Origin of the sequence: Candidatus Methylomirabilis limnetica (genome assembly GCF_003044035.1) — a bacterium.
Classification (GTDB): Bacteria; Methylomirabilota; Methylomirabilia; order Methylomirabilales; family Methylomirabilaceae; genus Methylomirabilis; species Methylomirabilis limnetica.
On sequence record NZ_NVQC01000023.1, the window covers coordinates 95,923 to 121,567 of the forward strand.

Below are 25,645 nucleotides of genomic sequence, written 5' to 3' on the forward strand. Positions count from 1 at the left end.
AATACTGTCAATATGAAAGAGGGCCTGTGCGGGTTCATGGTAGTCTGCGGGTGACTCCGGCGATGGCGGCGGGAATTGCGGATCAAGCGTGGGGAGTCGCTGATCTATTAGGGGGGATAAAGTGGACCAGAAGAGCTACCGAAGAAGAGGCAAATGCCTTTTCGCGCACTCCAACTCAATTCCAAGTAGACGGGTCATCTGTCTGACGTGTCCAATTTGAATTACGGGATCCCGTCCCCCGTGTTCACCGGTTGGCAATCCGCGAAAAACAAGCCCATTGTGATAAACCCAAAAATGATGCTTTTTCCGTTCGTATCTGAAGCCTGGGGCACAGGCAGTGAGCATTGCCAAGACGTTCTTAAACTCTACCTGCCCGAACGATGACAAAGACCACCACGCTAGGCGGCTACGGCCATCTGCGGCTCTAAAACGTTATCCTTCGGGTTGAAGACACGCAACAGCTTCACCTGTACGGAACGTGGGGAATTGGCGGGCCTTTTCTGGAGACCCTTAGAAAGAGCCTCAGCCGTGATCTTTCCAGCGCGAACATCAAGAACAGCGGCATGCCATTCTTCCTCTGTTGGACAATTTATCCCCTTGAAGAATCGACCCACTTCCGCCTTGAACGAATTGAAGTCCTTAGCGTCTTCGGCAATATCGAACAGAATGACGGTGAATGCTTTTCGAAACTCGCGCTGCGCCTCCATGAATGTGGCACCTCCCGCCGACAAGTCGCCAGGCTGGACGCCATACATCCACCAACCGTCAGATTCCTCGACCGCTAAGCCGCGACCATGAACGGTAATACCTGCCAAAAAGCCCTCTCCCGATACCTTATCCTGAAAAGTGAACAGCAAAGGATACTGATTCATGCGATACCCTCATTGCTCAAACATTGATTGGTATATCTCTTAATTGCGATTTTTTATAGTATACCCCCAGACGACGCTGTCAAGAAAAATGTTATCTACAAGTTAAATATGCTACCCCATAAGGTATTAACCAACATCCATGCCATGAGCAAAATCAGCCCAATCAAATTAGGACACTACCGAGGGCCTGAAGTAGGCCGCCGCGAAGCCTGATGTCCCGACGCGAAAGCTACATCCGTTCGGGAGCGGAGACGCCAAGCAACCCAAGCGTGTTGGCCATGACCACGCGAAGGGCGGCCACAAGCGCCAGGCGTGCATGCGCGAGATTCCTATCGGCGGAGATAATCCGATGGCGGGTATATGGTAGCCGTGAAACTGCGCGGCGAGGTCGTGCAGATAGATGGTGAGCCTGTGCGGCTCCAGCACCTCTGCAATTCGGCTAGACCGGTGAATTGAGCAGCTTCTTTAGATCATCTCGCCAGTCACGATCCGCGTATTCTCCCTCGTCCAGGACTTGAAAGCGGAATGTCTCGTCCCGGAAGTCTTCCGCGAGTTTCTGCCAGGGGACTTTCTGGCCAACTTTTTGAAAGTAGCTGCCCACCGTCCGCTTGTAGGTTGTGTCTTCGTTTCCTTTGAGATGCTTGCCCTTGCTTTCGACCACAACCACAGAGGCAACCGGCTTTTTATTGTGACCCTGTTGAACCACGAAATCCGGATAAATCTTATTCCGCTTGTAGCCTTGGATCGAGAAACAATCCACACCAACGAGATTTCGATACCACCACAGGACTTCGGGATGCTTGTCGAGATACAGTGCGACCGACTTCTCGTACTCATTGAGGTCGTCCGGCACGTAATCAAAGAGGGACCGTTGGACCGGCTCGTGATCGACATGTATCAGCTTCTTTGTTCCCCGTATCTCAATCTTGGGTGGAATTTCAAAGCGCCCTTCCACACATTCAAGATAGAAGCCGAGCCGTTTGTTTTTGAACAGCGCCTCGAACGCTTCTTGCGTTTGACGGTCCGTCCCACGCTGGATCAATCCGACAATCTTTTCACGCACCTCAAACTTAACCAGTCCCAACCGGCCTGAAAGCTCCGGGGTGAGCTGATACAGACGATCAGTCACCCGACTGACGATCTCCCGTAGCTGCTTCTGGCTGAAGTAATTAAACGGCAGGCTGGCTACCAACCAGGCCTTCACCTGCTCATCAGTCTCCAGGGTAACAGATTCGCGTTCCGCCACACGCTCAAGATCATCTTGTTCAAGGGTCAGGCGATAGATGGAATCCTTTGCCGCTTCGATCGCTGCCGTCATGTTCCAATCTATTCCGGCGTAATCGAACCGTGTGACATCGACCTGACTGAGCAAATGCCGGAAATAGTCGAGGACATCGTACGTGTCTCCGTGCTTGACGCAAAAGCGGGGCAGATAAATCTTACCCTCGAACTCCCGATAGTAACGGCGGAATTCTTCACGAATAGTAGTCACGCGCTTCTGTCCGGCTTTGCCGTCGTCCGTACTGCGGTCAACGACGCTGGCCGCGTCGCCTTCGTAGCCCTCCTGTTCCAGCGCCTTCTTGACCTCACGAGAAATATCCGCCGCCTTTCGCCGCAAACAAAACACATAGCTCTCGTTCAGCTCGTCGAACGGCGTCCTCTCCACATACGGCTGCCGAAGCACCCGCCCTACCAGTTGGGTCATACTCTGCTGGCTGCCGGTGTTGTTCAGGGAGACCAGGATATAGGCGAAGGGGCAATCCCATCCCTCCTGCAAGGCTGCCTTGGTGATAATCCATTCCACGCGGCATCCTTCGGCGAGGAGATCAATGCCCTCAATATCGTCAGTGTCCGAGGTCTTGATGGCGATGGCCGATTCATGGACACCCTCTCTCTGCATCAGATGTTGCTTCACGTCTTCGCTGTGGACGAAGCCGCTGTCCCGCTGGTCCTTCCCTGTCCGTTCGACTTGGACCAGCACGATCGGGCGAATGAGTTTCTCGCTTTCCCTGTAATGCTTCTCCGCGAGTTTCGCTAAGTGCTCTCTCTTTTCTCGCGCCTGCGTCAGGCAATTCTTCCAAGACGGCTGGTTGGCGTTGGCGATGTTGATCGGCAACTTGATCATCTGTTCACCAAGCAGTTCTTTGCCGGTTACCCGAACGAGGACGTTGGCTTCCTTATGTGGCGTGGCGGACAGTTCGACCACCACTGAGGCATTGAATCCCTCAATGGTCTTCCGAGCGAGCTCGCTGGTGGCCTTGTGTCCTTCGTCCAAGATGACCGGCGGCTCGCAGAGACGGACCAAGTTGCCTAGCGAGGTTTTGACCAACCTCTCGTCCTGGTCGTCGTCATCCCCCAGCATGTCTAGGTTCAGGAACTGAACCTTGAGCGCCCCGTGCTTTTCTGGATCATTTTCGGGCGGGAAATGCTGGACGATGTTGCCCCCGCTATCGCGGAAGAACTTGAGCTGCTCGCGCGTCTCGCGGTTGGTACTGGCGAGTTTCAGGAGTAGGATATTTAGGTTGCTGCGTAACTGCCCCGGCGTCAGGCGAAAAATCTCGTGCTTTTCCCACACCTCAATACGGCGTGACAGCACGAACTCCAATGATTCGCGATAGAAGTGCCTACGGTCGCGAAGCGCCTTGAGCGTGTCCTTGTATATCTGATCGCTGGGAACCACCCACAACACCAACCCAGAGCCGTTGCGGTTCTTCAGAATAGTTTGATAGACAAGCCCAAGAATCTGAGTAGCCAGTAAAGTCTTCCCGCCGCCGGTGGGTACCTTGATGCAACACGTAGGGAGGTCTTTTCCTAGACCGTTCTTGCGTGGTCGATACTCGCCGGGCAGATGAAACAGTTTCTTCGCTTTATCCCAAGCAGCCAAGGATGCGTACTGACTCCCGGCCGTTTGCTCCGAAGCCAACGCGTCCAGAAAGAGTTTAACTTCGCTTATGACGCGTTCCTGATAACGCTTCAGTTGCATGAGAGGATTGCTACTTCAAGTTGAACGGGACAATCATGGGCCGCACCGTCCGCTTCGTTTTCTGCTCAAACTTCGCCAGGTCATCACGGTGCACCCAAATTTTCTCACAGTAAACCACCAAGCTCCTGTTCTTCTCCATCTTGTCGAGACCCTTGAGCCATTCCATGTCCAATCGGCGGTCTTCCTGACCGTCTGGAGTGTAGAGCAGATAGTAACTGGTCCCGTGATGTTCACCGATCTTCCCGGTTTTCTCGTTCATCGCCTTCCGGTCGAAGTCTCGGCTGGTCTCCGTATAAAAGATGTACTTGGCGAGATCGTCATAGCCGGGCAACTGCTTGCCCCAATCGCGGTATTCACCGAAGAGCGGTTTGCCGACGCAGACATAGGCGAAGGAGCCGCCTAGCCCCGTAACTTTTTCTTTCTTACCCTTCGGGCTCGTATACGTAAACCCCTGAATGACCCGCCGGACCCGCTCCGCTGTGATCTTCTGGCAGATGTTGAACTTGTTCTTCTCCTGCTCTTTCATTTCGTAGGGAATCTGAACAAGAATAAACCTCCGGTTGCCGCCGTCTTCCTCGTTCAGCCTCAATACTGCATGAGCGGTCGTTCCGGACCCGGCAAAAGAGTCAAGAACAAAATCGTCTCCCACGGCTACCTGTGCCACCAAGTCCCGAATAAGTAGAGACGGCTTCGGGAAAGGTAATACTGTACCGATCTGGTCTCCAAATATTTGCCGTATCTCTTCCGTTCCGTCGCTGGTAAAGACTCCGTCAATCACACTCGGGAATCCGAGAACGCCTGATTCCAGTTCTTTAAGGAACACCTTCTCTCGTGGCCGTCCTCCTGCTTTTCGTGGCCAAAAGATTCTTTCTTCGGCAATCTTTTGGTCCATCGTCGTCTTACTGCAAATCCATCCTGTTGCCGGAGGACATCGATACACCTCTTTAGTTTTGGGGTTAACAAAGTCGTAGTGAAGATTGGGTCGCTGTTCTTTAGTCGCTTTGCCTAAAAGGCTACAGCTTGTCCAATCACCACGTGTATCCTTGTCAGGATTGGAATATTTCGTCTCACTACGCCTTTTTCCAAGAAGCCGACCATCCGAGGATTTCCGATACGCCAGGATGTATTCGTGGTCAACCGAAACTCCCGTTTTGGGTCGAGTGTCCGGGAAGTTTCTCGATTTCCAAATAAGCACACCCAGCCTGTTTTCTGGGCCGAAAATCTCATCCATCATCATCCGCAGATTGTGGACTTCGTTATCGTCGATACTGATGAATATGGCCCCATCGTCGCGAAGAAGTTCCTTCAATAGCTGGAGGCGCGGATACATCATGCAGCACCACTTATCGTGGCGAGTAGCGTCCTCTCCCTCTTTGCCCACCGCTCGCCCTATCCACTCTTTGAACTGCGGCTGAGTGAGGTTGTCGTTATAGACCCACCCTTCATTGCCGGTATTGTATGGCGGATCAATATAGATACACTTGATCCGTCCCGCGTGGGTGGGAAGAAGGGCCTTTAAGGCGATGAGGTTGTCACCCTCGATGATGAGGTTGCCGTCGAGTGCTGGCTTCTCGCCCTTCCCTAGGACCGACAGCTTGGCGTCGAACTCCAGGGTATGGTGCGAAATCGTGTGGTGATAGCACTCAATCGCGGTCTTCCCTTTGAACTGCAAAACCGGCATCTGTCGTTGGACTCCTATGAGTTTGCTAGGGGAATGGGTGGAGGCTAGACCACGGCTAACTATCCGTCAAGCAAAAACAAAAAGGCTCGAATCGTTCCTAGTCGAACCTTCGCGAGAGGTTGAGGGTCAGGTTTTGACGTTAACAATTGAAGTCCCTCACGTGAATAAACGGCCCTTATCCGTCCTCGCTCCCAATTCAGATGCGACTCCACCGCTCCCTGCCCGTTGGCCCATCTGCTCCCGTCGCCTCGCACGGTTCCGTCTGCCGAACGCCAAGTCGTCCGCTGCCCCAGGTATCGGTCACGCTGAGGAGATTACCGTTGAGATCGTACCCGAATTGGGTGAAACCGTTCAAGGGATCGTCGATGGCCCGAGCAATAAGTCAACACTCAAGTCTGACCCCGAATTTCTGACCCCTGTGTGATTGCAAGACCTGTCCCTCTAACCTCCGATCGATTTCGGCCGGGTCCGAATCCTATCGCCCGTGGCAGGCTTTATATTTCCTCCCGGAGCCGCACGGACAATGCTCATTCCTGCCAATCTTCCGCGACGAGGTCGCATGTATGACTTGCTGCTCGATGTGTGACCGGCCTCGAGAGAGCTCCGCTTCGGAGAAAGTGCTAGGCGTTATGATGCGAATCTTTCTTATGAGATAGGTGCTCTGATTCTTTAGTTGGACCACAAGCCATCTGGTGCTGCCGCCTTGTCGCATCCGCGCAGCGCACCTGACCAGTTCCTCATTGAAGTTGTTTTCCGAGGCATGGGTGACACTCAGCCCGATTGAGTTGCTGCTGAACGGCAGATGGAGACTTGGCTGTCTGCTTGCACTCCGTCTGCCCTCTAGAGCTACGAGATTCGCTTCGAACTCGTCTCTGCCTTCTTGGCCCATAGAAAAGAGGATCGAGGCGACCTCGAATCTCCCAGGCAAGCGAGATGTACTTAGTGCTTCTAAGAAGCCGCTCATCTTTGGGGGTAGGTTCTGTTCCGGAACGCGTGGAGACTCGCCGGCGTAACGTGCAGCAAAATAGAAGTCGATGTGCTTCATATAGGAAGGATCAAACGACATGTGATCCATTCCTCTGATGGGCAGCTCGTGGTATTGGTTCAGCTTCTGATAGAGGGCGACATGCTCTATTTCGTCATGCTGCGACATGACGGTCTCTGATGATGCCTGGAGTCGCTGCTCCAAGAAATGCACGAACTGGAGATCCTTACCAATAAAGAGCTCGGCGACGATTCGAAGGTCATCAATTGATATGTGCCACGGAAAGGACTTACTGAGTCCCGGGTCGAGGATGGATAGCACAGCGATCTTGGCGCCGACCCAACCAAGGAACTCTCGGGTAACTACAACCCGAAAGACTCTCCGGTAGTCGGCGATGCGCAGTCTATGTACGACGTTCTTTCCTGACTCATCGTAGAAGACAGTTTCGGGTTGGGACTTGATGTAACGCTCAGCTCTTTCTGATTGACGCTGGCCCGCGATGATCAGGTCAGAAAGATCGCTCGCTAGGCTTTTCGGGGCGCCTCGGCTCGCCGCGCCCGACAGGCCGCCGGATTTGACTTCGACGAGAAAGAGAAGATCATCGACGCCCAACATGATGTCTAATTCGGTCAGGTCGCCAGGACGGTCGGGATTCGGATAATAGACCTGCTCAAAGACAAAATCCGGTCGAAGCACACTACTCAAGAGCTCCTTCGATACCTTCTCGATGTGATCCGAATGTTTCTTCGCCATCATCGTGCCGTCGCCAGCTCTCTTGCTGAGAAGGTCTCCTTCAATGATCTCGGCAATGCGATCTTCGAATCCTGAGTGATAGAACGAATAGAACCGATCGCCGACCTGGAGAAACGGCTTGAAGTGCCAAAGGGAGTCGGACAACGGACTCAGGTCATCGTGCTTTGTTAGCGTCGGATCTCGGAGAACTGCTTCTCCTGGCCTGACTGACAACGTCGATAGAAGTGATCTCGGAAGCGACGTCAAATCGGTTATGTCGAAGATTGCCGGCGTGAAAGTTAGTCGAGCTTTCTCTTGCGCCTCGGTATGAGCGTCTGCAAACTCGGGTGACGCAACCGCTTGTCTGGTGCGCTCCATGTTCTCTTCCGTGGCGTCTGAGTCCACGGCATACCCTTTCTCTCTGAGGCGCTCCATCAGGGCATTCGTAGCGCTCATGGCGTCGGCGTATCTGCCCAGCACTCCTGTCTTTTGATACTCCTCGAGGGCCTGTAGTCCGTGCATCAGGTCCTCGACGCTAATTCCATAGAGCTTCTTGATCCACGGCTCGTAGGGAAACAGTGAGTCTTTCCAATAGTCCCGAAGGAAGAAGGGATAGCGTTGGACCCGGATCGCTAGCCTAGCCGTGTCCAAATGAAATCGAAGGTCGTCGATTTCAGAAGGCGGAGTCGCCTCAGTCCTTCTTGTAAAGAGATACTGTTGTGTTAGACGCAGGACATCGAGCGTGAGCGACCAGACCGCCTCCCACTCTTCCTCAGTCGGCTCAGCCCCGGTCGTGTTCGCTTCTGTTCGCGCGATCAGGTACTGCAAATACTCCACGCCCGGCAGAGAGAATGACTCTTCAGGACCAAACTCGTTCTCAGAGCGGTACTTCAAGAATAGAGGCAGCAGCACGTAGGCGGCGCGGTGCAGCAGCAGAACAGCATCGTACTTGTGGATCAGGTCCTGGAGGTTGCCAACTTTCTCTGCCAGCTCCTCGTGAATTCTCCTGTTCGCGTCCGCCGCTCTCCTCAGAAACTCGCGGTGCTCTTCCGGGGTCGACTGGTTCGAGAGCAAAACACTTCGCCCATAGCGGGCGATACTCAGTGGCCCACGGCTAACAACTTCATCGGGCGTTGGGCGAATCCACTTCGTTCTGCCCTTTTTTCGGCTGCTCTTCTTTCCCATGAGGTCTCAAATCAGAATTATCAGAGAAGCCGTGGAGTTGCACAAAGAAAGGGGGAGGCTAGGCAACATATCGTGTAGCCAGGGGTCAGCCCCCATAATCTTGTGAGTTTGTCAGTTCTTGACCTCCAATTCGCGTAACGGCACGACAATGCTATGACCCCTCAGCTTTTTCACCATGACCTCGTCGGCAGTGATGAGCGGGTATCCCAGTTGCTCACCAAGAGCCACATAGAGGGCGTCATAGATGGTGATCTTGTAGGCCCAGGCAATGGCGTTGGCTTTACGCAGTAGTTGAAAATCAGTATCTGTGACATTGAGGTGTAACCCTTCAAGCCCGGCTATGGCTCTTGCTCCATGCTCCTCCTTGGCCCTTGAACCGAAGCGGATCGCGTTGAGAACCTCCAAGAAGGTGAGTTCCGTCACATAGATGGTGCAGCGCCCTGATACATGGAACTCTTTGAGCGCCAGAGCCCGGTCTCGGTCAGGTTCATCGTGCTCAACAAACCATTTAATGAGAACCGACGCATCTACCACGTAACCCTGGTGATATGCGGGTATCATCGATCTCCCTTTAAATTTGTATCGCGGAAGCGGCGAATGATCGCTACGGGATCCCAATCCCCAAGCTCTTTAGCCAGGTCATCAATCCTATGGGAGGCCTCCTGCATCTTCTCCCGCTTTTCCTCTTCTTCCCGCTTCTTCCGTTTCGCCTGCAAGTATTCTTCTAGCGCAGCCTGAATGAGAGCGCTGCGATTGGTTCCCTCATCTTTCGCCTCCTCGTTGATCTCATCGAGCAATGCATCTTTCAAGAAAACGTTTACGCGTGCCATGACGCACCTCCTATAACATCACTAAAGCACATCACCGATGTGTTGTCAAGTATGTTTTAGTGCGACAATCCCTTATTTAAGAAATGCTTAGTGATATCAAGAAGTTGAGAGAGGGGCGAGGAAAGAATTGCGTAATCGTGACCGTGCAACTACATCCGTTCGGGAGCGGAGACGCCCAGCAACCCAAGCGCGTTGGCCATGACCACGCGAAGGGCAGCCACCAGCGCCAGGCGAGCGCGCGTGAGATTCCTATCGGCGGAGATAATGCGATGGCGGGTATAGTAGCCATGAAACTGCGCGGCGAGGTCGTGCAGATAGGTGGTGAGTCTGTGCGGCTCCAGCGCCTGCGCCGCCCCGATCACCAGTTCCGGGTAGAGCGCCAGTTGCTTAATCAACCCGATCTCTTCCTGCAGATCGAGCGACTCGAGGGCATCCTCTGGGGTGGGAGCTGGAAACTGAGCCTTTGCCGCCTGCCGGAGAATGCTGCACAGGCGTGTGTGCGCGTACTGCACGTAGTAGACGGGGTTTTCCTCGGACGCCGACTTGGCGAGCTCCAGGTCAAAGTCCAAATGGCTGTCGCACCGTCTGGTGAGAAAGATGAAGCGCGCCGCATCACGGCCCACCTCCTCAACCAGCTCGTCCATCATCACGAACTGCCCGGATCGCTTGGACATCCGGACCTGCTCGGTCCCTCGCATTAAACGGACGAGCTGCACGATCAGGACCCTGAACGCCTCGGGAGGATGGTCGAGCGCCTGCATTGCAGCCCGCATCCGCGCAATGTAGCCATGGTGGTCCGGGCCCCAGAGATCGATCACCTGGTCAAACCCGCGAGCGAACTTGTCCTGGTGATAGGCGATGTCCGGAAGAAAATAAGTGATATCGCCGTCGCCCTTCACAAGGACCCGGTCTTTATCATCGCCAAAGGCGGTCGAGCGAAACCACAGGGCGCTCTCATGCTCATAGAGGAAGCCGCGCTCCCGCAGCGCCTCCATCACCCGCTCTGGCTCGCGGCGTTCCCGCAGGGCCCGCTCGCTAAACCACCCATCAAAGGTGACCCCGTATGCCTCAAGCGAGGCCCGCTGCCAGCGGAGGATCCGCTCGACCGCAAAGCGACCCAGTCGATCGCGGCGCTCCGGCTCCGGCGCTAAGAGCGCCTCGGGCCCGTGCTGCTCCAGAAACTCGCGGGCCAGATCGATCAGATAGTCACCCGGATAGGCCTCCTCTGGCATGGGGCAGTCCTCACCCAGGCGCTGACGGCACCGCACCTCCATCGCCAACGCGAGGTTGCGGAATTGGTTCCCCGCATCGTTCACATAGTACTCGCGGTACGGCCGATGCCCGATGGCCTCTAAGAGCCTAGCGATGGCATCACCGATCGCCGCGGCCCTGGCACTGACCACGACGAGCGGGCCGGTCGGATTCGCGCTGACAAACTCCACGAGTACGCGGCGCCCGCCGCCGACATCAGCCCTGCCGTACGTCGATCCAGCTCGGAGGATCTCCTGAACGAGATGACGCCAGAACGGCCTGGCGATAAAGAAGTTCAGATAGCCGGCGCCCGCCACCTCGACGCGATCGACCAGATCGGAAGGAAATGTTGCTGAGGCGGCAATCTGGAGCGCGATCTCGCGAGGCTTCTGCCTCAGCGCTTTCGCCAGGCCGAAGGCCAGCGTGGTAGAGAGATCGCCGAAGGCCTGGTCGCTCGGATATTCCCACGTAAGCTGTGCGGGAGCATCCTGCGCAAGCCCGCTCTCTAAACCAGCCTGCTTGATGGCGGTCAGAAGCGATTTCGTCAGGTTTGTTTTGAGAGCACTAATCATAGGATGAGTAATTCCTCAGAAAATCCCCCCCACCTTAATCCTCCCCCTCCGAAGGGGGAGGAGTCTGCCTGAGATGTCCCTTCCCCCCATGAGGGGGAAGGTGAGGATGGGGGGGCGAAGTTGCCGTTTCATACGTCGTGGTGCGGTAGCGCCTCACGGCATATTCCTCTGAATCTTATCGGCGCACGCCTTCGCCCAGTCGAGCAATCTAGAAACCTGGCTCTGGGTCGGCGCCTCGGCGTAGAGGCGAAGCACGGGCTCTGTCCCTGACGGCCGGATGAGCAGCCAGCCTCCGTCTGCCCCGACCAGCTTCACGCCATCCAGGGTCTGAACCTCTTTCACTCGCCACTCGTCGATATGGGTTGGTGGGTCGCTCGCAACGCGTCGCCCGAGTTCCGCCCCGTCTTCAGACCGAGCCAGTTGCAGGTCAAGACGCCGATAGCAATGGGGTCCCACCTTCGCCTCCAGCTCCCCGAGTAACACCCCAAGCGGTTTCTTTTCTGTCGCCATACACTCCAGCAGCAGCAACGCACTGACAATCCCATCCCGCTCAGGGATGTGCCCGGCAAACCCAATCCCCCCGCTCTCCTCTCCCCCGATCAGAAACGGCTCCCCTCGCATGACCTCGGCAATGTGCTTGAATCCGATCGGGGTGACCGCAAGCCGCAGGCCATGGCTCGCCGTCAACCGGTCGATCATCGTGGTGGTGGAAAAGCTCTTGATCACCGTTCCAGAGAGTCCGCGCCTGGTTACCAGATGCTGCAGCAGCAATGCAAAGACCTGGTGCGGCGTGACATATGACCCAGTCTCATCGATGACCCCCAGGCGATCGCCGTCGCCGTCAAAGGCCAGCCCAATCTTTCTCGACTCGTTCAGATCCCTGACCCGTTCGGCGAGCTCTCCGAGACTCGCGCCCAGCGGTTCAGGAGGCACCCCCCCAAACCACGGGTTGATCTCCGCGTGAATCTCCTCGGCCTTCAGACCGATCTGTCGAAGCATCGCCGCCACAATGCCCTGCGCCGCCCCGTACATCGGATCGATGACAACATGAATTCCTGAGCGGCCGATACGCTCCATATCGACCAGAGTACGTAGCCGCTCCTGATACTGCGGGAGGGGATCGAATGGATTGATCGCGCCCACTGTCGTCTGGTCCGTCGAAGGAGAGGCGCCCTCCGGCCGAACCCCGAGATCTCCCGAGAGGCGACGGACCTCTACCTCGATCTGATCGGTCAAGGTCGTCGTCGCGCAGCCGCCATCGGCTATGCGGACTTTCAACCCGTTGTAGGATGGAGGATTGTGACTGGCAGTGACCATCAGTCCACCCCGCGCCTTGAGAACCGGGATAGCGCACGCCAACATTGGGGTGGTAACGTGAGAGGTCGTGAGGCGAACCTCTACGCCGAGAGCGGTAAGAGCGTCAGCTGCTGTCTGCGCGAACCGACGGGAGAGAAAGCGGGTATCGTGACCGACGGCGACGAGGAAGCGCTGGCCTTCAGGATGGCTCGCTCGAAGGGTTGCAGCTACAGCGCCGGCAACCAGTCGAACGCCCTCAAAGGTGAAATCCCTGGCGATGACTCCCCGCCAACCGTCCGTCCCAAAGCGGATCTGCAGCGGCGCAGACATCAGCACCCGCAGTTAGGTTCAATGCTGTTCACTTTAGCCGTTCGTGGTGAGCCTGTCGAACCACAATTACCCTTCGACAAGCTCAGGGCGAACGGCGTGGGGCTTAAGTGAACAGTATTGCAGTTGGGTGACGGGAAACGGATCGGGATCATCGCGTGAGGGGGTAGCCTTGCTTGAGCCAGGCAATGGTTCCCCCTTCAAGGTTGTAGATCTGCGTCCTACCGATGGCCGCCGCAACCTCGCAGGCCACTGCGCTCCGGATTCCTTCGGCGCACACGAAGATGATGCCGTCCTGCTGGAGCAGCTCTCGCGGGCGATTCATCAGCGTTCCCAGAGGGATATGCACGGACTCGGCGATATGCCCCTGGCTCCACTCCGCCGACTCCCGCACATCGACCACGACCATGCCCCCTTTATCGATCAGCCCCTTGGCCGTTCCCGGGGTGATGCGATCAAATGGATCCTGGAACTCCTCTTTCGATATCATACCTTCCCTTCCCAAGTTTGACGATGTATCGCCGCATCAACCGCAACAGAGGAAACCGCATGCCCTCGCAGTAAGTCACTACACGCGTATAATAGCGCATCGTCCTCCCTTGCTTCAAGGACGATGCGCGGCTTTACTCCTCCAGGAAGTTCTGAACGCCTCGATAGAGTAGGAGGCGGTTCTTCTCCAGTATGGCGTAATGGGTTGAATCCCCAATGTCCAAGCGCCGCTTGGATGGCGCCGATGTGAGCTTCTGGAGGAGCTCTTCAGCGGCCTCGTTGCTTATCAACTCTTCGGCGCTCCCTCGAACGATCATGGTCGGTGCCTTGATCCTCGCTGGATCGAACAACGATCGGCCCGCGTGGATTTCGTGCCAATCGATGTACGGGCCGTTGGGAACCTGGATCGATTCCGGAGTGCGTTGTTTGGCTGTGGGGTCGGAGTTCAAGAGTGTGCTGATCCAAGCATCAATGACCTCCCTGTCTCGCCAGTCATCCTGGAGTTCCGCCTTGATCCATCCATCCCACTGCTCAAGCATTGCCTTCCGAGATAGATAGCGATAGGCCCCCATTTCAAAATGCGGTCGATCGGTGTTGGTCGGGTCGCCGAACGTACTGACGAAGGTAGAATTCTTCCCATAAATCGCCCCGTACATCACCAGTTTATTCACCTTTTCCGGATGCATCGTCGCATACAGGGCGGACCAGGAAGCGCCAATAGAGTGTCCGATGATGTTGACTTTATCCACCTTTCGCTTGGAACGGATGTAATCGACGGCAACATCAATATCCCGCATCACCTGATCCGCTCGAACCAGGGGAAGGTTCTGTTCCGGAGATTCCTTCATTTCCGGTGGCCTGGTCGAGCGTCCGAATCCCCTGATATCCACGGTAAAAGCGTCAAAGCCGCGTTCGGCCACATACTCCAACCAGGAATATCCGGGAAGCGCAAGGTCAAAAATGACTGAGCCAGGGCCTGGAAGACCATGGACGAACAGGACCACATTCTCTTTGGTAATCTTTGGCAAGTTCGAGAGCCGCTTCTCTCGAACGAACAGTTTGACCCCCTGATCCCTGCCCTGCACCAAAAATTCCTCCTTGACGATGGCGTTCTCCTGCTCCGCCGCACCCACTGCAGAAGCGCTTATCGCGACAACCGCTAACGCCACTCGACACATCCTGCCGATTCGCAACCAGTGATCCATCCTGCTCTCCTTTCTCCGCATATTCTATCGAAGCACCAATGTCTTATCTATTGAAGGCCCATCATTATAAGGCTAGAAGAGGCAGGAGTGTCAACTTCTTTTGTAACTACAGGTAGATAGACTGAAGGCTGAAGGCTGTTAGTGGTAGGAACCGAGAAGGTCTTGAACGGCTCGATTCGTGTCTTGCGAGATATTTATAACCTTCAGTCTTCAGCCTTCAGCCTAAACACCTGGGTAGTTACACTGATACCAGTGATTGCCATTTGCCTCTGGGACCTGATTTTCTTATAATACGATCTATGAGTCAGGTAGATGACCTTCGAAGCGTCAGCCGCCAGGTAACCAAAAAGAGCGGCTCGAACTTCTACTACTCCTTTCTCTTCCTCCCAAAGCCAAAACGCGAGGCGATGTACGCCGTCTACGCCTTCTGTCGGTTGAGCGACGATCTGGTGGATGAGTCAAAGGCTGGAGGCGATCCCTCGGCCGCGCTGACCCGATGGAGAAAAGCGCTCGATACCTACTTTCAGGACGGCGTTGGGCCCCCTGTCATCATGGCTGTTGGCCAAGCCGCGTGCCGGTTCAATATCCCAAAGGTCTACTTCGAGGAGCTGCTCAATGGCATGGAGATGGATCTCACGCGCGCCAGATATGCGACGCTTGACGAACTCTACCCGTACTGCTACCGCGTGGCGTCGATTGTAGGCCTCATCTGCATCGAAATCTTTGGCTACACCAATCCGCAGACAAAGACGTACGCCGAACAACTGGGCATTGCCTTTCAACTGACCAACATTATTCGGGATGTGGGTGTTGATGCACAACGAGGACGGATCTACCTTCCGCAGGATGAGTTGAAGCAGTTTGGATATTCTGAAGAAGAGCTGCTGGCCGGACGATACAACCGCGCCTTCATGGAGCTGATGCAGTTTCAGTGTGAGCGAGCCCGAGGCTTTTTTCACGCAGCCTCAGCCGCGTTGTCGGCAGAGGATGAGCGGTCGCTGCTGGCCGCAGAGATCATGCGGGCTATTTACTACCGCCTGTTGCTCAGAATCGAAGCGCAACAGTACGATGTCTTCCGCGGGGATATCACTCTTGGTAAACCCCGGAAGCTTTTGTTGGCCGGCGGTCTGTGGCTCCGATCGATACTGCGCTTTTAGTGTAATGTCCCCTGAGTCTCTTTGCTTTGATTGTCATTCCGGGCTTGATAAGCCTGCCCCGTACTTGATACGGGGGGAATCCAGTCGGGCCCTATGGATACCGGCTTCCGCCGGTATGACGAACTCGCGGCAAGCCTCGGGGAATGAACCCCCAGTGGATTCAAGATCTTTCTGAAGTTTTGCGTGATCACGCATGACTTACACCTAACAGCCTTCAGTCTTCAGCCTATCTACCCGAGTAGTTACGCTGAAACATCTACACGGCAGAGACGGGGTCACGTCCTGATTAGCGACCCTTACCGTGGTGGTCAATCCCAATGTGGGCTTTGATGAACTTGACGATCCGCGCCTCGTCAAACTCATCAAACTTGTCGATCCTGCCCCATGCCGTCAGCGCAATCTTTCGATCCAGTCCGGTGTATGGCGCAAGGATAACGTGATCGTACCGCTCGGCAATCGCGGTGAGCTGTTTGATCAGGTCAGGGCAATCCTGACAGAAGTAGTTGATCGCCACGCCGCCATCTTCGAGATTGTGAACCTGCATCTCCTTCGGGACCGGTTCGCTGTGAACGCCCCATTTTGCCACCCCGGCAGCATGAGGTCCAGAGGTTGGTGGATCGCTATTGTACGGCGGATGAGGGGTACCGAGGGCAACGTGGGGGCTCGGCAGGGTCGCAACGGAGGTCCAGCTCACCTTCTCCGTCATCTTGCCGTAACCCCAATAGGCGGCAACCATCAGAACGACCGCAATGGCGGAATAGAGCCCGATCTGCCCCATAACCCCCTGACGTCGCTTCGCTCTTTCCGCCTCAGCACGTTCCTGCTTTGCCTTTTGGTTAGCCTCTTTCTTGATTTGCGATTTCGCGATCTGCGGCTTTGCCATCCACCCCCCTTTAATATTATCGCTGTGAGACCGGCCTTGAACGCCAGGCTATTTGCTTCCTCCACTCTTCCGACGGTTGCCGACACCCTTACGCTCGACCGGCTGCGGCGTTTCTGGAGTGGCGACCAGTGTAAGCACCTCGCTAGCCGCCTCCTCGATCGATTTGCAGCTCATATCGATGACCGGCCAGCCCGCCTTGCGGAAGAGTGACCGGCTGTATGAAAGCTCAGCGCGCACATCCTCCACCTTCGCGTAGGCTTCAGCCGCAGGCGCAAGCTTGCGCTCGAGTCTGTCCCGCCGCAGATCCACCAGCCGTTCCACCCCCACAATGAGCCCAACGATTCGGCCCTGATCGATCGTCATCAACCGGCCTGGCAGCGGAAGATGTAAGATCACGGGGACGTTCGCAACTCGCCACCCCTTTCCCGCCAGGTAGAGGCTCAACGGAGTCTTGGAGGTTCGTGAGACGCCGACGAAGACGATCTCGGCGCGGTCTAGGCCAAGCGGGTCCTGGCCGTCGTCGTGCTTGAAAGTATATTCGATAGCCTCGATTCGTTGGAGGGACTCCTGCCCTAGTTGTCGGAATAGACCGGGCTGCACAAGCGGGGGCATACACAACTGGTTGCTCAGGCGAAGCAGCAGCGGCCCGATCAGGTCGATGGTCTCTACCCCTCGCTCCCGTCCCTCCCGTAACAGGACATGCCTAAGCTCCTCTGACACCAGGGTATGCACAATGATCCCTTTGTTCGCTTGGGCAGTCTCAATCGCACGTCGCACCTCACCCACCGTCCGGATATTGGGAAGACGGCAGATCTCCACCTCTGCCACCTGAAACTGAGCCAGCGCGGCACGGACAACCAGTTCCGCGGTGGCGCCGGTGGCGTCGGAAACGATAAAGATCTGATAACGGCCTCCGGATGAGGAGCGGTTCATAGCGGCTATCCTATCATCCCGTAACTACTCAGGTAGATAGACTGTAGGCTTTTAGACTGTAGGAACGCACCATGCGAGACCATACCAAGCCGAGAGCGCGTGAACTGGCCGACGAAGCGCCCTGATTCGGTCCGTGCGCAACTACTAACAGCCTTCAGCCTACAGCCTAAACACCTGAGTAGTTGCCTCATCCCCATTACAGTTCGAGGAGGACCGCCACTTCGTCGCAGCGGTACAACTTGCTGCAATTGAGGCAATCCTTCCACACCTTCTCTGGCAGTGTCAACTTGTCAACTACGTGAAATCCAAGGCGCTCAAAGAAAGTCGGCTTATAGGTCAGGGCAAAGACTCGCCTCATCGGGAGGTCTTTCGCTGTGGCGATGCAGGCCTCGGTCACTGCCCGACCGATCCCCTTCCCCTGGTACTCCGGCCAGACGGCCAGCGATCGAACCTCAGCCAGGTCTGCCCCGTAAACGAAGAGCGAGCACACTCCGGCAATTAGCCCGTCCTGCTCAAAGACCTGAAAATCGCCGACCCGATCGTAGAGCTCCTGCGGCGCCAGTGGTAACAGTTCGCCCTTGCCGGCGTAGGCATTCACCAAGCGCGCAATTGCCGGAACATCGGTCGTCTTCGCCTTCCTGACCATGCGCTACTTCACCTGTCTGCGTGCGACTTGTCTTCGTGCGGCGCGCTGGCATGGGTGCGGTCCGCCGCTATCGCCCCCTCACCGTATGATCCATCGATCCTTAGAACGGCATTCGCCACTACGCTCCTACTATCCTCGCCATTGTGAGGCGCACCCCGAATCTGAAAAGGTATTATTTGCCCGCTAGCGGAAACTGTCAAGGGAACTCTTAGACGGCAGATCCAACAGCTTTACTCACGAGGCCCTCGCCCCTCTCCCACCTTTTTTCCGGCCTTCGCGTGGAAGCGTGTGAGGTCAACAATGACCCGCTCGTGCTGACACTCGGCAATCTTCTCCACCTCGTCGAAGGCCTCGATCCGGAAAGTGAGACGCCGTCCATCAATCTGCGTCAGTGTCGCCACCACCTTCACCATAAGCCCGATCGGGGTTGGCGCCAGGTGCGTCATCTTTATGATGCTGCCGACTGTGCCCTGCCCATCCGACAGATGCGGCTGCACGCTGGCTGTCGCCACCTCCTCCATCCACTCGACCACAACCGGCGTGGTAAGCACATGGACCAACGGGTTGCCATGCCGGTCGGCCGCCTCGGCCCCGGTCACCCTCCAGGCCCTCTCACACGTCATCCCTTCATGCAGGCTCATCGACTCCTCCCATCTCGGGCGCATTGTGCCGGTTGTCTCTGGACGCGTAACTACTCAGGTGTTTAGGCTGTAGGCTGAAGGCTGTTAGTCTTTGCGCATGGACCGAATCAAGGCGCACTTCGTCGGCCAGTTCAAACGCTCTGAGCTTGGCATGGTCTCGCATGGCGCGTTCCTACAGTCTAAAAGCCTACAGTCTATCTACCTGAGTAGTTACTTGGGCGCAATAATACTTGACAGGCTCAGGAAGAGTGACTAGATTGAGCCGGTTTTGCTGAACTCCATACCCTGCGTGCTCCATGCTATCACACGAACATGCCTGTGAGAGCGAAGGTCTTCATTGCGCCCGCCAACTTGACGAAATACGCTGACCGGGATAGCATCCTAACAGGCGTGCTGGCGCCAAGGTGACCAACGAGCCTCGCTGATCCGAGCATACTGTACCGTGAGGCAATCTGTGCCTACAATCGAGGAAGAGAGCGGAACGACCGTCTTGCGGCGAACCGCCGAACACCAGCCGCCTCGCTCGTGGCGAAGTTGGCTGATCGGGCGTCCACTCCGGACCGCCGATGCCCCTGATCAGGCCATCGGAAAGACGGTCGGCTTGGCCGTCTTCGCCTCCGACGCGCTGTCATCGACCGCATACGCGACCGATGAGATTCTGTTCGTCCTGGCCGCCGCTGGAACCGCCGCACTCGTCTACGCCCTTCCGATCTCGCTGGCCATAGTGGCACTGCTGGCCATTGTCACGCTCTCGTATTTGCAGACGATACATGCCTATCCAGGAGGCGGCGGAGCCTACATTGTGGCTCGTGACAACCTGGGAGGATTCCCATCCAAGATCGCCGGCGCGTCGCTGCTTACCGACTATATCCTCACCGTGGCCGTTTCAGTCGCTTCGGGCGTGGCCCAACTAACCTCAGCGTATCCGTCAATTTTTCCCTACCGAGTGCCGTTAGCCATCGGGATGGTGCTGGTCATGATGGTCGTCAACCTGCGCGGCGTCAAAGAATCCGGCGCGATTCTCGCTATACCCAGCTATTTCTTCTTGGCTATGATGCTTCTGACCATAGGCAGCGGCCTCAGTCAGTACATGATGGGGAGCCTCCATACCGTAGTGAACCCGCCGCAGGGAAGGGAACATGTCGCGCAATCGATCTCACTCTTCCTGATTCTCCATGCCTTTTCCAATGGCACTACAGCCCTGACCGGGGTGGAGGCTATCTCTAACGGGGTCCCTGCGTTTAAGGAGCCACGTAGCCGCAATGCAGGCATCACGCTGATCTGGATGTCTGCCATTCTGGGCACGCTGTTCCTGGGCGTTACCTTCCTGGCCGGCAAAATGGGCGCGACGCCTTCGGAGACAGAAACGGTGATCTCGCAACTGGCGCGTACGGCCCATGAGGGACGGGGCTACCTGTACATCTTCACCATCGCCGCCACAACCCTTATCCTGATCATGGCGGCCAATACGGCCTATGCCGGATTCCCGCGGTTGAGCGCCCTGCTGGCGGCGGATGGCTTTTTGCCCCGGCCGCTCACTTACCGGGGAAGCCGACTCGTCTACTCGCGAGGCATTGTGGCGCTGGCCCTCATCGCCTCACTCCTGATCTGGCTGTTTCAGGCCAGCGTCAACGCGCTGATCCCGCTCTATGCCATTGGCGTCTTCCTCTCCTTCACGCTTGCCCAGGCCGGCATGGCGCACCGCTGGTGGAAGGCCGGACATCTCTCGCCAGAGCAGGAAGCCCAAGAGCATGGCTCAATACTCCGTCACGACCCGCGCTGGGCACTAAAGATGGTGATCAACGGCTTTGGCGCGCTCTGTACGGCCGGGGTCATGCTGATCTTTACCGTCACAAAGTTTCGCGATGGGGCGTGGCTCGTGATCCTGTTGGTGCCGATTCTCGTGGCGATATTCTCTGCCATCCATTCCCATTACCGGGACTTGGCCGCCCACCTTTCATTGGAACAGTATGGTGGGCCGCCTCGAATCTCGCGTCAGCGTGTGATCCTGGCGATTAGTGGTGTGCATCGCGGGACGCTGGCGGCGCTCCGCTATGCCCGAACATTGTCCGACGATATTACGGCCGTGCATATCTGCACCGACCCCGTCGAGGCCGAGACGCTGAATCGGAAATGGGAATCGTGGGGCGATGGAATCCGCCTGGTCGTACTTGATTCCCCTTACCGGTTGTTCCTGGAACCCTTATTGGGGTATATCGAGGAGATTGCCGCACGGCGCCAGCCGAACGAGATTATCACCATCGTCGTGCCGCAGTTTGTCCCCCGCCACTGGTGGCACAACCTCCTACACAACCAGACCGCGATGCTGCTCAGACTAATGCTGTTGTTCAAGCCAGGGATCGTGATTATTGACGTACCCTATCAGATAGAGTAAAAGTAAGCGTTCAGCAGTAACTACTCAGCAGTAACTACTCAGGTGTTTAGGCTGAAGGCTGAAGACTGAAGGCTCTGCATTATCTCGCAAGGCACGAATCGAGCCATTCAAGATCTTTTCGGAGTTTTGTATGATCACGCATGACTTACTTCTAAAAGCCTTCAGCCTTCAGCCTATCTACCTGAGTAGTTACGTTCAGCAGTCAGCCGTCAGCTTTCAGCAACAACAAGGAAAGAACGAAAATGGCCGACCATTTCCAAATCAAAAGCTTGGACCTCTGTGGTTAGTTTGCCTCATCTTGCTGACGGCTGAGCGCTGACCGCTGAATGCTATTTTCTGAGGAGCAGAACACGCTATGCATATCATTATCGTGGGGTGTGGGCGGGTAGGCACAGAGCTGGCTTATCGGCTATTCCAGAAGGGACATCAGGTGGCGGTAATCGACCAGGTAGCTGCCTCCCTGAGTAACCTGTCCGCAGAGTTCCGTGGACACACAGTGCAAGGTGAAGCGCTGGCCGCAGATGTGCTGCGCCGAGCGGGCATTGAGCAAGCCGATGGTCTCGCCGCCGTCACCAACTCCGACTCGCTTAACGCGGTGGTAGCGCACGTGGCGCGGACCGTCTATCACGTACCCCAGGTCGTCGTCCGCAACTATCATCCGCGCTGGCGAGCTTTACATGAGGCCTTTGGCTTCCAAGTGGTCAGCTCGACCAGTTGGGGCGCACAACGCATCGAAGAACTGCTATACCCCTCGTTCGCTCGATGCGTATTCTCGGCAGGCAATGGCGAAGTTGAGATCTACGAACTGGTCGTGCCTGAGGCTTGGTACGGTCGGTCCCTCCAGGATCTCCTTCCCGCAGGCGAGTGTCTGGCCGTGGCGTTGTCCCGCGCAGGCAAGGCCATGCTCCCCTCTTCTGAGGACCGTCTCGAGGCGGGCGATATTGTACACCTGAGCGCCACCATGGCAGGGATCGACACGTTGCGTAAGCGGCTGCAGACGCCGCAAGGGGGGTAGCATGTTTGTGCTGATCGCCGGCGGAGGCCGAACTGCTTCACACCTGGCCACCCTCTTGCTGGCTCGCCAGCACGAGGTCCGACTTATCGAGCACCGACGGGACGTCCTCTCACGTCTTCACCACGAGTTGCCCACCGAGGTGATCTACGAAGGCAACCCCACCGATCCACAAGTATTGGAACGGGCCGATATCCGTCGGGCGAAGGTGTTAGCTGCGTGCACCTCTTCCGATGAAGATAATCTCTCGCTCTGCTTCTTTGCCCGCACCCTCTATCGGGTGCCCCGTACTATCGGCTGGATCAACAATCCCCGCACCGCTTGGCTCTTCGACGAGAAGTTCCACGTAGACGTGGCCCTCAACCAGGCGCAGATCTTTAGCAGTCTGATCGAAGAAGAGATGTCGCTCGGCGATATGATGACACTGCTCAAATTGCGGAGGGGCCGCTATTCCCTGGTAGAGGAGAAGATCCCCCCGGGCGCCCGCGCTCTGGGTATCGCTATCAAGGACCTGCGCTTGCCGCCGGATTCGGTGATCGCCACCATCATCCGGGACGGGCAGCTCCTCATTCCGCGCGGGGATACCCGATTTGAAGTTGGGGATGAGGTGCTCGCGATTGCAGATCATGAAGGCACCGAAGAGCTCGCCGGCCTGTTCGGCCGACCGGATGCGCAACAGAAGACGTAACTACTTAGGCGTTTAGACTGAAGGCTGAAGACTGAAGGTTATACATTCAAACGATAGTTGCTCTGAAGTATCAGCCTCAACATACGGCCCTTCGTTTTTCGACTTAAAGGCCATCGTTTCATAGTAACGCCCACCTGCGCCAATAGTGTCTAGTGCCTCCTTACTGCGGAACGCACCAACCGTCGAGACAACAATCCCTTCCTTTCCGTTTTCCAGTAGAGTGTTGCGCCTAAACATGCAGCGAGACGCACAAATAAAGTGTCCTGCCCACCCTCTTTCAGTTCTCTTTACCATTGTGTCCTCCAATCGCGCCCTCGTGTACAGGCGTCTCCATCACCTCACCCCCGCTCTCAGTAGCCCCTTACTCCCTCCCCCAACACTCCCCCAATTCTCCTCCCACACCACCCCCCTCCAACACCCAGCTAAGCTCTATCACCGCCTGCTCCGCCCGTATACAATTCTCACCAGCAGCTCTGCCCTCGCGTAGCTCGTGATCAAATCTTTCTCGATACCAGGCGAGTCGTGCGCGTATCTCCTGCTCAGTTCTCAGAGCCAAAAGCCGTTTGAAAGTGTAGATGAGAAGTGATATGAAAAATATGAGTAACCAATACTCGTCTACCCAGCGTCCCAACCACGTGTCAAAAACGTATTCCCTTAAGAAGAACTCAATAGCTTGAGTGCCAGCGTAAATAGCCTCAATGATGGTCATGGCGTCACCTCACCCCCGCTTTCACTAACCATCGCCCACGCTTAACCTGCGTCACCCCTCGTGCCTGCCGCGCCTGTAGCTGCTTGAGTGATAGCGCCATAGCATGAGCCTCACATAAGCTCGCAAGACGCGAATCAAGTCAATGAACTACCCCGCAGCAAGCTGCTTCGGTATCGTCTTCTGTTCTGGCCCGTCATTCCGTGCTTGACACGGAATCCAGCCGGGCCCTCTGGATACCGGCTTCCACCGGTATGACGAACTCGCGGCAAGCCGCGGGGAATGAACCCCAGTAGATTCAAGACCTTCTCGGTAACTCTTCTTTCGGAAACCCTGTGATTACCCCTAACAGCCTTCAGCCTTCAGCCTATCTACCTTGTAGTTAACAGCCCAGTCGATCGAGGAAGGCTTCAATGCCTCGGTTCACCTCGTCCGGCTGCTCCATCATGACCATGTGGCTGGCAGCGGGAACGAGTTGAAGCTGCGATCCGTTGATCTGGCTATGCAGATACTCGGCGTATTTGGGTGGCGTCACCAGGTCGTCGGTCCCGCAGATCACAAGCGCTGGAATGGAGACCGCCTTCACCTGCTCCATGAGATCAAAGGCATCGCACGCCAGAAGGTCTCCCTCGATCACTGGGATCGAGATGCGCAGCATAGCGTCGGCATCCTGCTTCAGCACCTCCGCCGGGGTGCCTGGCGCGTGCACCAATTTGATTATCAGATCGACCGCTCGCCCTGCGTCGTCTCGAAGTCCCGCGAGGATCTGCGGCTGCACCCGCAGCCTTACTCCGCTCCCTACCAGCACAATCGCCGCAAGCAGCTCAGGGTAGGCCAAGGCAATACTCTGGGTAATCGCCCCGCCCATCGAGTGGCCCACCATGACGATTCGATCAAGACCCAAGGCCGCGATACACCCCTTGACGATGTCGCGGTAGGCCTCGATCCGATCGGCTCCGCTCCCGTTCGAATCGCCATGCCCAGGGAGGTCCACGGCGATGGCCTTCCGCCGCCGTCCCAACGACTTGAGCTGCTGGAGCCACACCTGATGGCTCCCACCCGCCCCGTGGATGAAGACGATCGGTGACAGATGGCTCGCCAGACTTGGACCTTGTTCAACGAAGTGGATACGAGTGCGCCCAACCTGTACGTACGGCACGTCCCGCCTCTACGTCTCTTCAGATTTCAACGCCCTGCTCAGGAGACTCACCACCGCCTCCCGGGGCGATCGATGCTCGAAGAATACGGCATAGCTTTCCCGGCAGATTGGCATGTCTACGGAGAAGCGCTGCGCAAGCTCGACCGCAGCCTTCGAGGCATTGACCCCTTCCTTCACAGTCGGGCTACGCTGTAGCAGCTCGGAGAGCGCCGCACCCTTGCCCAGCGCCAGCCCAAGTTGCCGGTTTCGCGAGAGGTCCCCGGTACATGTCAGCACGAGGTCCCCAAGCCCAGCCAGCCCGGCGAATGTCTCGGCGCGCGCGCCCATCGCGACGCCCAGCCGGGTCATTTCGCGTAACCCCCTTGTGATGAGAGCAGCCACCGCATTGTGCCCCAGTCCAAGACCGTCCACTATCCCAGCGGCGATGGCAATCACGTTCTTGATCGCCCCCCCCAACTCCACGCCCAACGGATCGCTCCCGGCATACACGCGAAAGGTTGGGGTGCTCAGCAAGTCCTGAACCCGTAAAGCCGCTTCCGCCTCCTCAGACGCCGCGACCGCCGCCGTTGGCAGTCCTCCGCTCACCTCCTTCGCGAAGGTGGGACCTGAGAGCACGGCCACCGTCCTCAAGTGGGGAGCGACGTCATGCATGACCTGAGATATGGTCATGCAACTAATTGGTTCTAGCCCCTTTGTTGCGCTTACCAAAACCGTAGATGGATCAACGAACGGAAGTAGGTTTGTAAACACCGAACGGAACACATGAGAAGGAGTGACCAGCAGAAGGGCCGAGCAGCCTCGGGCGACCTCAGTGAGTGAAGCCGTGATCTCAAGCGCCGCTGGCAGTTTAACCCCCGGCAGATAGAGGCTGTTCTCGCGCTCCCTCGCCATTGTCACGGCGAGATCACGCTCATGGACCCAGAGGCTGACCGAGTGCCCTTTCTCGGCTAACAGCTTGGCGAGCGTGGTCCCCCAGGCTCCGGCTCCGACGACGCCGATCCGCTCCATCACCCTGCT

General features: G+C 56.6%; 22 protein-coding genes. 4 read left to right on the plus strand and 18 right to left on the minus strand.

The features are described from left to right. Positions 1–398: 398 nt before the first annotated feature. The 11 genes from CLG94_RS09645 to CLG94_RS09700 all read right to left on the minus strand — a co-directional run bounded on the left by CLG94_RS09645 (position 399) and on the right by CLG94_RS09700 (position 14,408). A complete protein-coding gene (locus CLG94_RS09645; protein WP_107563022.1) occupies positions 399–872 on the minus strand; it encodes a hypothetical protein in 474 nt (157 codons plus the stop codon). 229 nt (positions 873–1,101) lie between these two features. After that, a complete protein-coding gene (locus tag CLG94_RS13630) occupies positions 1,102–1,173 on the minus strand; it encodes a hypothetical protein (RefSeq protein ID WP_239993197.1) in 72 nt (23 codons plus the stop codon). A 138-nt stretch (positions 1,174–1,311) separates the two neighbouring features. Beyond that, positions 1,312–3,855, minus strand: a complete 2,544-nt coding sequence (locus CLG94_RS09655) for a DEAD/DEAH box helicase (protein WP_107563024.1) — start codon at positions 3,853–3,855, stop codon at positions 1,312–1,314. Positions 3,856–3,865: 10 nt separating this feature from the next. After that, entirely contained in the window at positions 3,866–5,536 is a 1,671-nt protein-coding gene (locus CLG94_RS09660; protein WP_107563026.1) for a site-specific DNA-methyltransferase, read from the minus strand. A gap of 475 nt (positions 5,537–6,011) precedes the next feature. Continuing rightward, positions 6,012–8,438, minus strand: coding sequence for a YecA family protein (locus CLG94_RS09670; RefSeq protein WP_107563030.1), 2,427 nt, complete (start codon positions 8,436–8,438; stop codon positions 6,012–6,014). 111 nt (positions 8,439–8,549) lie between these two features. Next, complete coding sequence (locus CLG94_RS09675; protein ID WP_107563032.1) at positions 8,550–8,999, minus strand: type II toxin-antitoxin system VapC family toxin; 450 nt, start codon at positions 8,997–8,999, stop codon at positions 8,550–8,552. Beyond that, positions 8,996–9,268, minus strand: coding sequence for a ribbon-helix-helix domain-containing protein (locus CLG94_RS09680; RefSeq protein ID WP_107563033.1), 273 nt, complete (start codon positions 9,266–9,268; stop codon positions 8,996–8,998). The genes CLG94_RS09675 and CLG94_RS09680 overlap by 4 nt, the downstream gene beginning before the upstream one ends. Positions 9,269–9,417: 149 nt before the next feature. Further along, positions 9,418–11,091 carry an arginine--tRNA ligase gene (gene argS, locus CLG94_RS09685; RefSeq protein WP_107563035.1) on the minus strand — a complete coding sequence of 558 codons (1,674 nt, stop codon included), beginning with the start codon at positions 11,089–11,091 and terminating at the stop codon, positions 9,418–9,420. Positions 11,092–11,244: 153 nt separating this feature from the next. Further along, positions 11,245–12,717, minus strand: a complete 1,473-nt coding sequence (locus tag CLG94_RS09690; RefSeq protein WP_153062399.1) for a phosphoglucomutase/phosphomannomutase family protein — start codon at positions 12,715–12,717, stop codon at positions 11,245–11,247. Positions 12,718–12,865: 148 nt separating this feature from the next. Further along, positions 12,866–13,204: a rhodanese-like domain-containing protein gene (locus CLG94_RS09695; protein ID WP_107563039.1), complete on the minus strand. Its 339-nt coding sequence runs from the start codon at positions 13,202–13,204 to the stop codon at positions 12,866–12,868. A 133-nt stretch (positions 13,205–13,337) separates the two neighbouring features. After that, positions 13,338–14,408: an alpha/beta hydrolase gene (locus CLG94_RS09700; protein ID WP_161954126.1), complete on the minus strand. Its 1,071-nt coding sequence runs from the start codon at positions 14,406–14,408 to the stop codon at positions 13,338–13,340. A 299-nt stretch (positions 14,409–14,707) separates the two neighbouring features. On the opposite strand from CLG94_RS09700, the gene hpnD reads away from it, so the two are divergent. Next, positions 14,708–15,565 (plus strand): presqualene diphosphate synthase HpnD, encoded by an 858-nt coding sequence (gene hpnD / locus CLG94_RS09705; RefSeq protein ID WP_107563044.1) that lies wholly within the window; start codon positions 14,708–14,710, stop codon positions 15,563–15,565. 286 nt (positions 15,566–15,851) lie between these two features. Here the strand turns inward: hpnD and CLG94_RS09710 are convergent, their stop codons facing one another. From CLG94_RS09710 to CLG94_RS09725, 4 genes are all read right to left on the minus strand, one after another. Continuing rightward, positions 15,852–16,448 (minus strand): thioredoxin-like domain-containing protein, encoded by a 597-nt coding sequence (locus CLG94_RS09710; protein WP_107563046.1) that lies wholly within the window; start codon positions 16,446–16,448, stop codon positions 15,852–15,854. Positions 16,449–16,496: 48 nt separating this feature from the next. Then, positions 16,497–17,381: a pyruvate, water dikinase regulatory protein gene (locus tag CLG94_RS09715; RefSeq protein ID WP_107563048.1), complete on the minus strand. Its 885-nt coding sequence runs from the start codon at positions 17,379–17,381 to the stop codon at positions 16,497–16,499. Positions 17,382–17,577: 196 nt separating this feature from the next. Next, positions 17,578–18,027 (minus strand): N-acetyltransferase, encoded by a 450-nt coding sequence (locus CLG94_RS09720; protein ID WP_107563049.1) that lies wholly within the window; start codon positions 18,025–18,027, stop codon positions 17,578–17,580. A gap of 230 nt (positions 18,028–18,257) precedes the next feature. Next, positions 18,258–18,668 (minus strand): thioesterase family protein, encoded by a 411-nt coding sequence (locus CLG94_RS09725; RefSeq protein WP_161954127.1) that lies wholly within the window; start codon positions 18,666–18,668, stop codon positions 18,258–18,260. 454 nt (positions 18,669–19,122) lie between these two features. On the opposite strand from CLG94_RS09725, the gene CLG94_RS09730 reads away from it, so the two are divergent. The 3 genes from CLG94_RS09730 to CLG94_RS09740 all read left to right on the plus strand — a co-directional run bounded on the left by CLG94_RS09730 (position 19,123) and on the right by CLG94_RS09740 (position 22,763). After that, positions 19,123–21,063 (plus strand): APC family permease, encoded by a 1,941-nt coding sequence (locus CLG94_RS09730; RefSeq protein WP_107563053.1) that lies wholly within the window; start codon positions 19,123–19,125, stop codon positions 21,061–21,063. 355 nt (positions 21,064–21,418) lie between these two features. After that, positions 21,419–22,078, plus strand: a complete 660-nt coding sequence (locus tag CLG94_RS09735; protein WP_107563055.1) for a potassium channel family protein — start codon at positions 21,419–21,421, stop codon at positions 22,076–22,078. 1 nt (position 22,079) lies between these two features. Next, positions 22,080–22,763, plus strand: a complete 684-nt coding sequence (locus tag CLG94_RS09740) for a potassium channel family protein (RefSeq protein WP_107563057.1) — start codon at positions 22,080–22,082, stop codon at positions 22,761–22,763. A gap of 361 nt (positions 22,764–23,124) precedes the next feature. Here CLG94_RS09740 and CLG94_RS09745 read toward each other — a convergent pair whose 3' ends face one another. The 3 genes from CLG94_RS09745 to CLG94_RS09755 form a co-directional block, all read right to left on the minus strand. Then, positions 23,125–23,472, minus strand: a complete 348-nt coding sequence (locus CLG94_RS09745) for a hypothetical protein (RefSeq protein WP_107563058.1) — start codon at positions 23,470–23,472, stop codon at positions 23,125–23,127. 379 nt (positions 23,473–23,851) lie between these two features. Next, positions 23,852–24,628: an alpha/beta fold hydrolase gene (locus CLG94_RS09750; RefSeq protein WP_107563060.1), complete on the minus strand. Its 777-nt coding sequence runs from the start codon at positions 24,626–24,628 to the stop codon at positions 23,852–23,854. Between the two features lie 9 nt (positions 24,629–24,637). Continuing rightward, on the minus strand, positions 24,638–25,639 hold the full coding sequence (locus tag CLG94_RS09755) for an NAD(P)H-dependent glycerol-3-phosphate dehydrogenase (protein ID WP_161954128.1): 1,002 nt from the start codon (positions 25,637–25,639) through the stop codon (positions 24,638–24,640). Between the last annotated feature and the right edge of the window lie 6 nt (positions 25,640–25,645).

Bases quoted from the DNA above. Each gene is read 5' to 3' on its own strand.
- CLG94_RS09645 (WP_107563022.1), bottom strand. From the start codon at position 872: ATGAATCAGTATCCTTTGCTGTTCACTTTTCAGGATAAGGTATCGGGA.
- CLG94_RS09655 (WP_107563024.1), bottom strand. From the start codon at position 3,855: ATGCAACTGAAGCGTTATCAGGAACGCGTCATAAGCGAAGTTAAACTC.
- CLG94_RS09660 (WP_107563026.1), bottom strand. From the start codon at position 5,536: ATGCCGGTTTTGCAGTTCAAAGGGAAGACCGCGATTGAGTGCTATCAC.
- CLG94_RS09670 (WP_107563030.1), bottom strand. From the start codon at position 8,438: ATGGGAAAGAAGAGCAGCCGAAAAAAGGGCAGAACGAAGTGGATTCGC.
- CLG94_RS09675 (WP_107563032.1), bottom strand. From the start codon at position 8,999: ATGATACCCGCATATCACCAGGGTTACGTGGTAGATGCGTCGGTTCTC.
- CLG94_RS09680 (WP_107563033.1), bottom strand. From the start codon at position 9,268: ATGGCACGCGTAAACGTTTTCTTGAAAGATGCATTGCTCGATGAGATC.
- argS (WP_107563035.1), bottom strand. From the start codon at position 11,091: ATGATTAGTGCTCTCAAAACAAACCTGACGAAATCGCTTCTGACCGCC.
- CLG94_RS09690 (WP_153062399.1), bottom strand. From the start codon at position 12,717: ATGTCTGCGCCGCTGCAGATCCGCTTTGGGACGGACGGTTGGCGGGGA.
- CLG94_RS09695 (WP_107563039.1), bottom strand. From the start codon at position 13,204: ATGATATCGAAAGAGGAGTTCCAGGATCCATTTGATCGCATCACCCCG.
- CLG94_RS09700 (WP_161954126.1), bottom strand. From the start codon at position 14,408: ATGGATCACTGGTTGCGAATCGGCAGGATGTGTCGAGTGGCGTTAGCG.
- hpnD (WP_107563044.1), top strand. From the start codon at position 14,708: ATGAGTCAGGTAGATGACCTTCGAAGCGTCAGCCGCCAGGTAACCAAA.
- CLG94_RS09710 (WP_107563046.1), bottom strand. From the start codon at position 16,448: ATGGCAAAGCCGCAGATCGCGAAATCGCAAATCAAGAAAGAGGCTAAC.
- CLG94_RS09715 (WP_107563048.1), bottom strand. From the start codon at position 17,381: ATGAACCGCTCCTCATCCGGAGGCCGTTATCAGATCTTTATCGTTTCC.
- CLG94_RS09720 (WP_107563049.1), bottom strand. From the start codon at position 18,027: ATGGTCAGGAAGGCGAAGACGACCGATGTTCCGGCAATTGCGCGCTTG.
- CLG94_RS09725 (WP_161954127.1), bottom strand. From the start codon at position 18,668: ATGAGCCTGCATGAAGGGATGACGTGTGAGAGGGCCTGGAGGGTGACC.
- CLG94_RS09735 (WP_107563055.1), top strand. From the start codon at position 21,419: ATGCATATCATTATCGTGGGGTGTGGGCGGGTAGGCACAGAGCTGGCT.
- CLG94_RS09740 (WP_107563057.1), top strand. From the start codon at position 22,080: ATGTTTGTGCTGATCGCCGGCGGAGGCCGAACTGCTTCACACCTGGCC.
- CLG94_RS09745 (WP_107563058.1), bottom strand. From the start codon at position 23,472: ATGACCATCATTGAGGCTATTTACGCTGGCACTCAAGCTATTGAGTTC.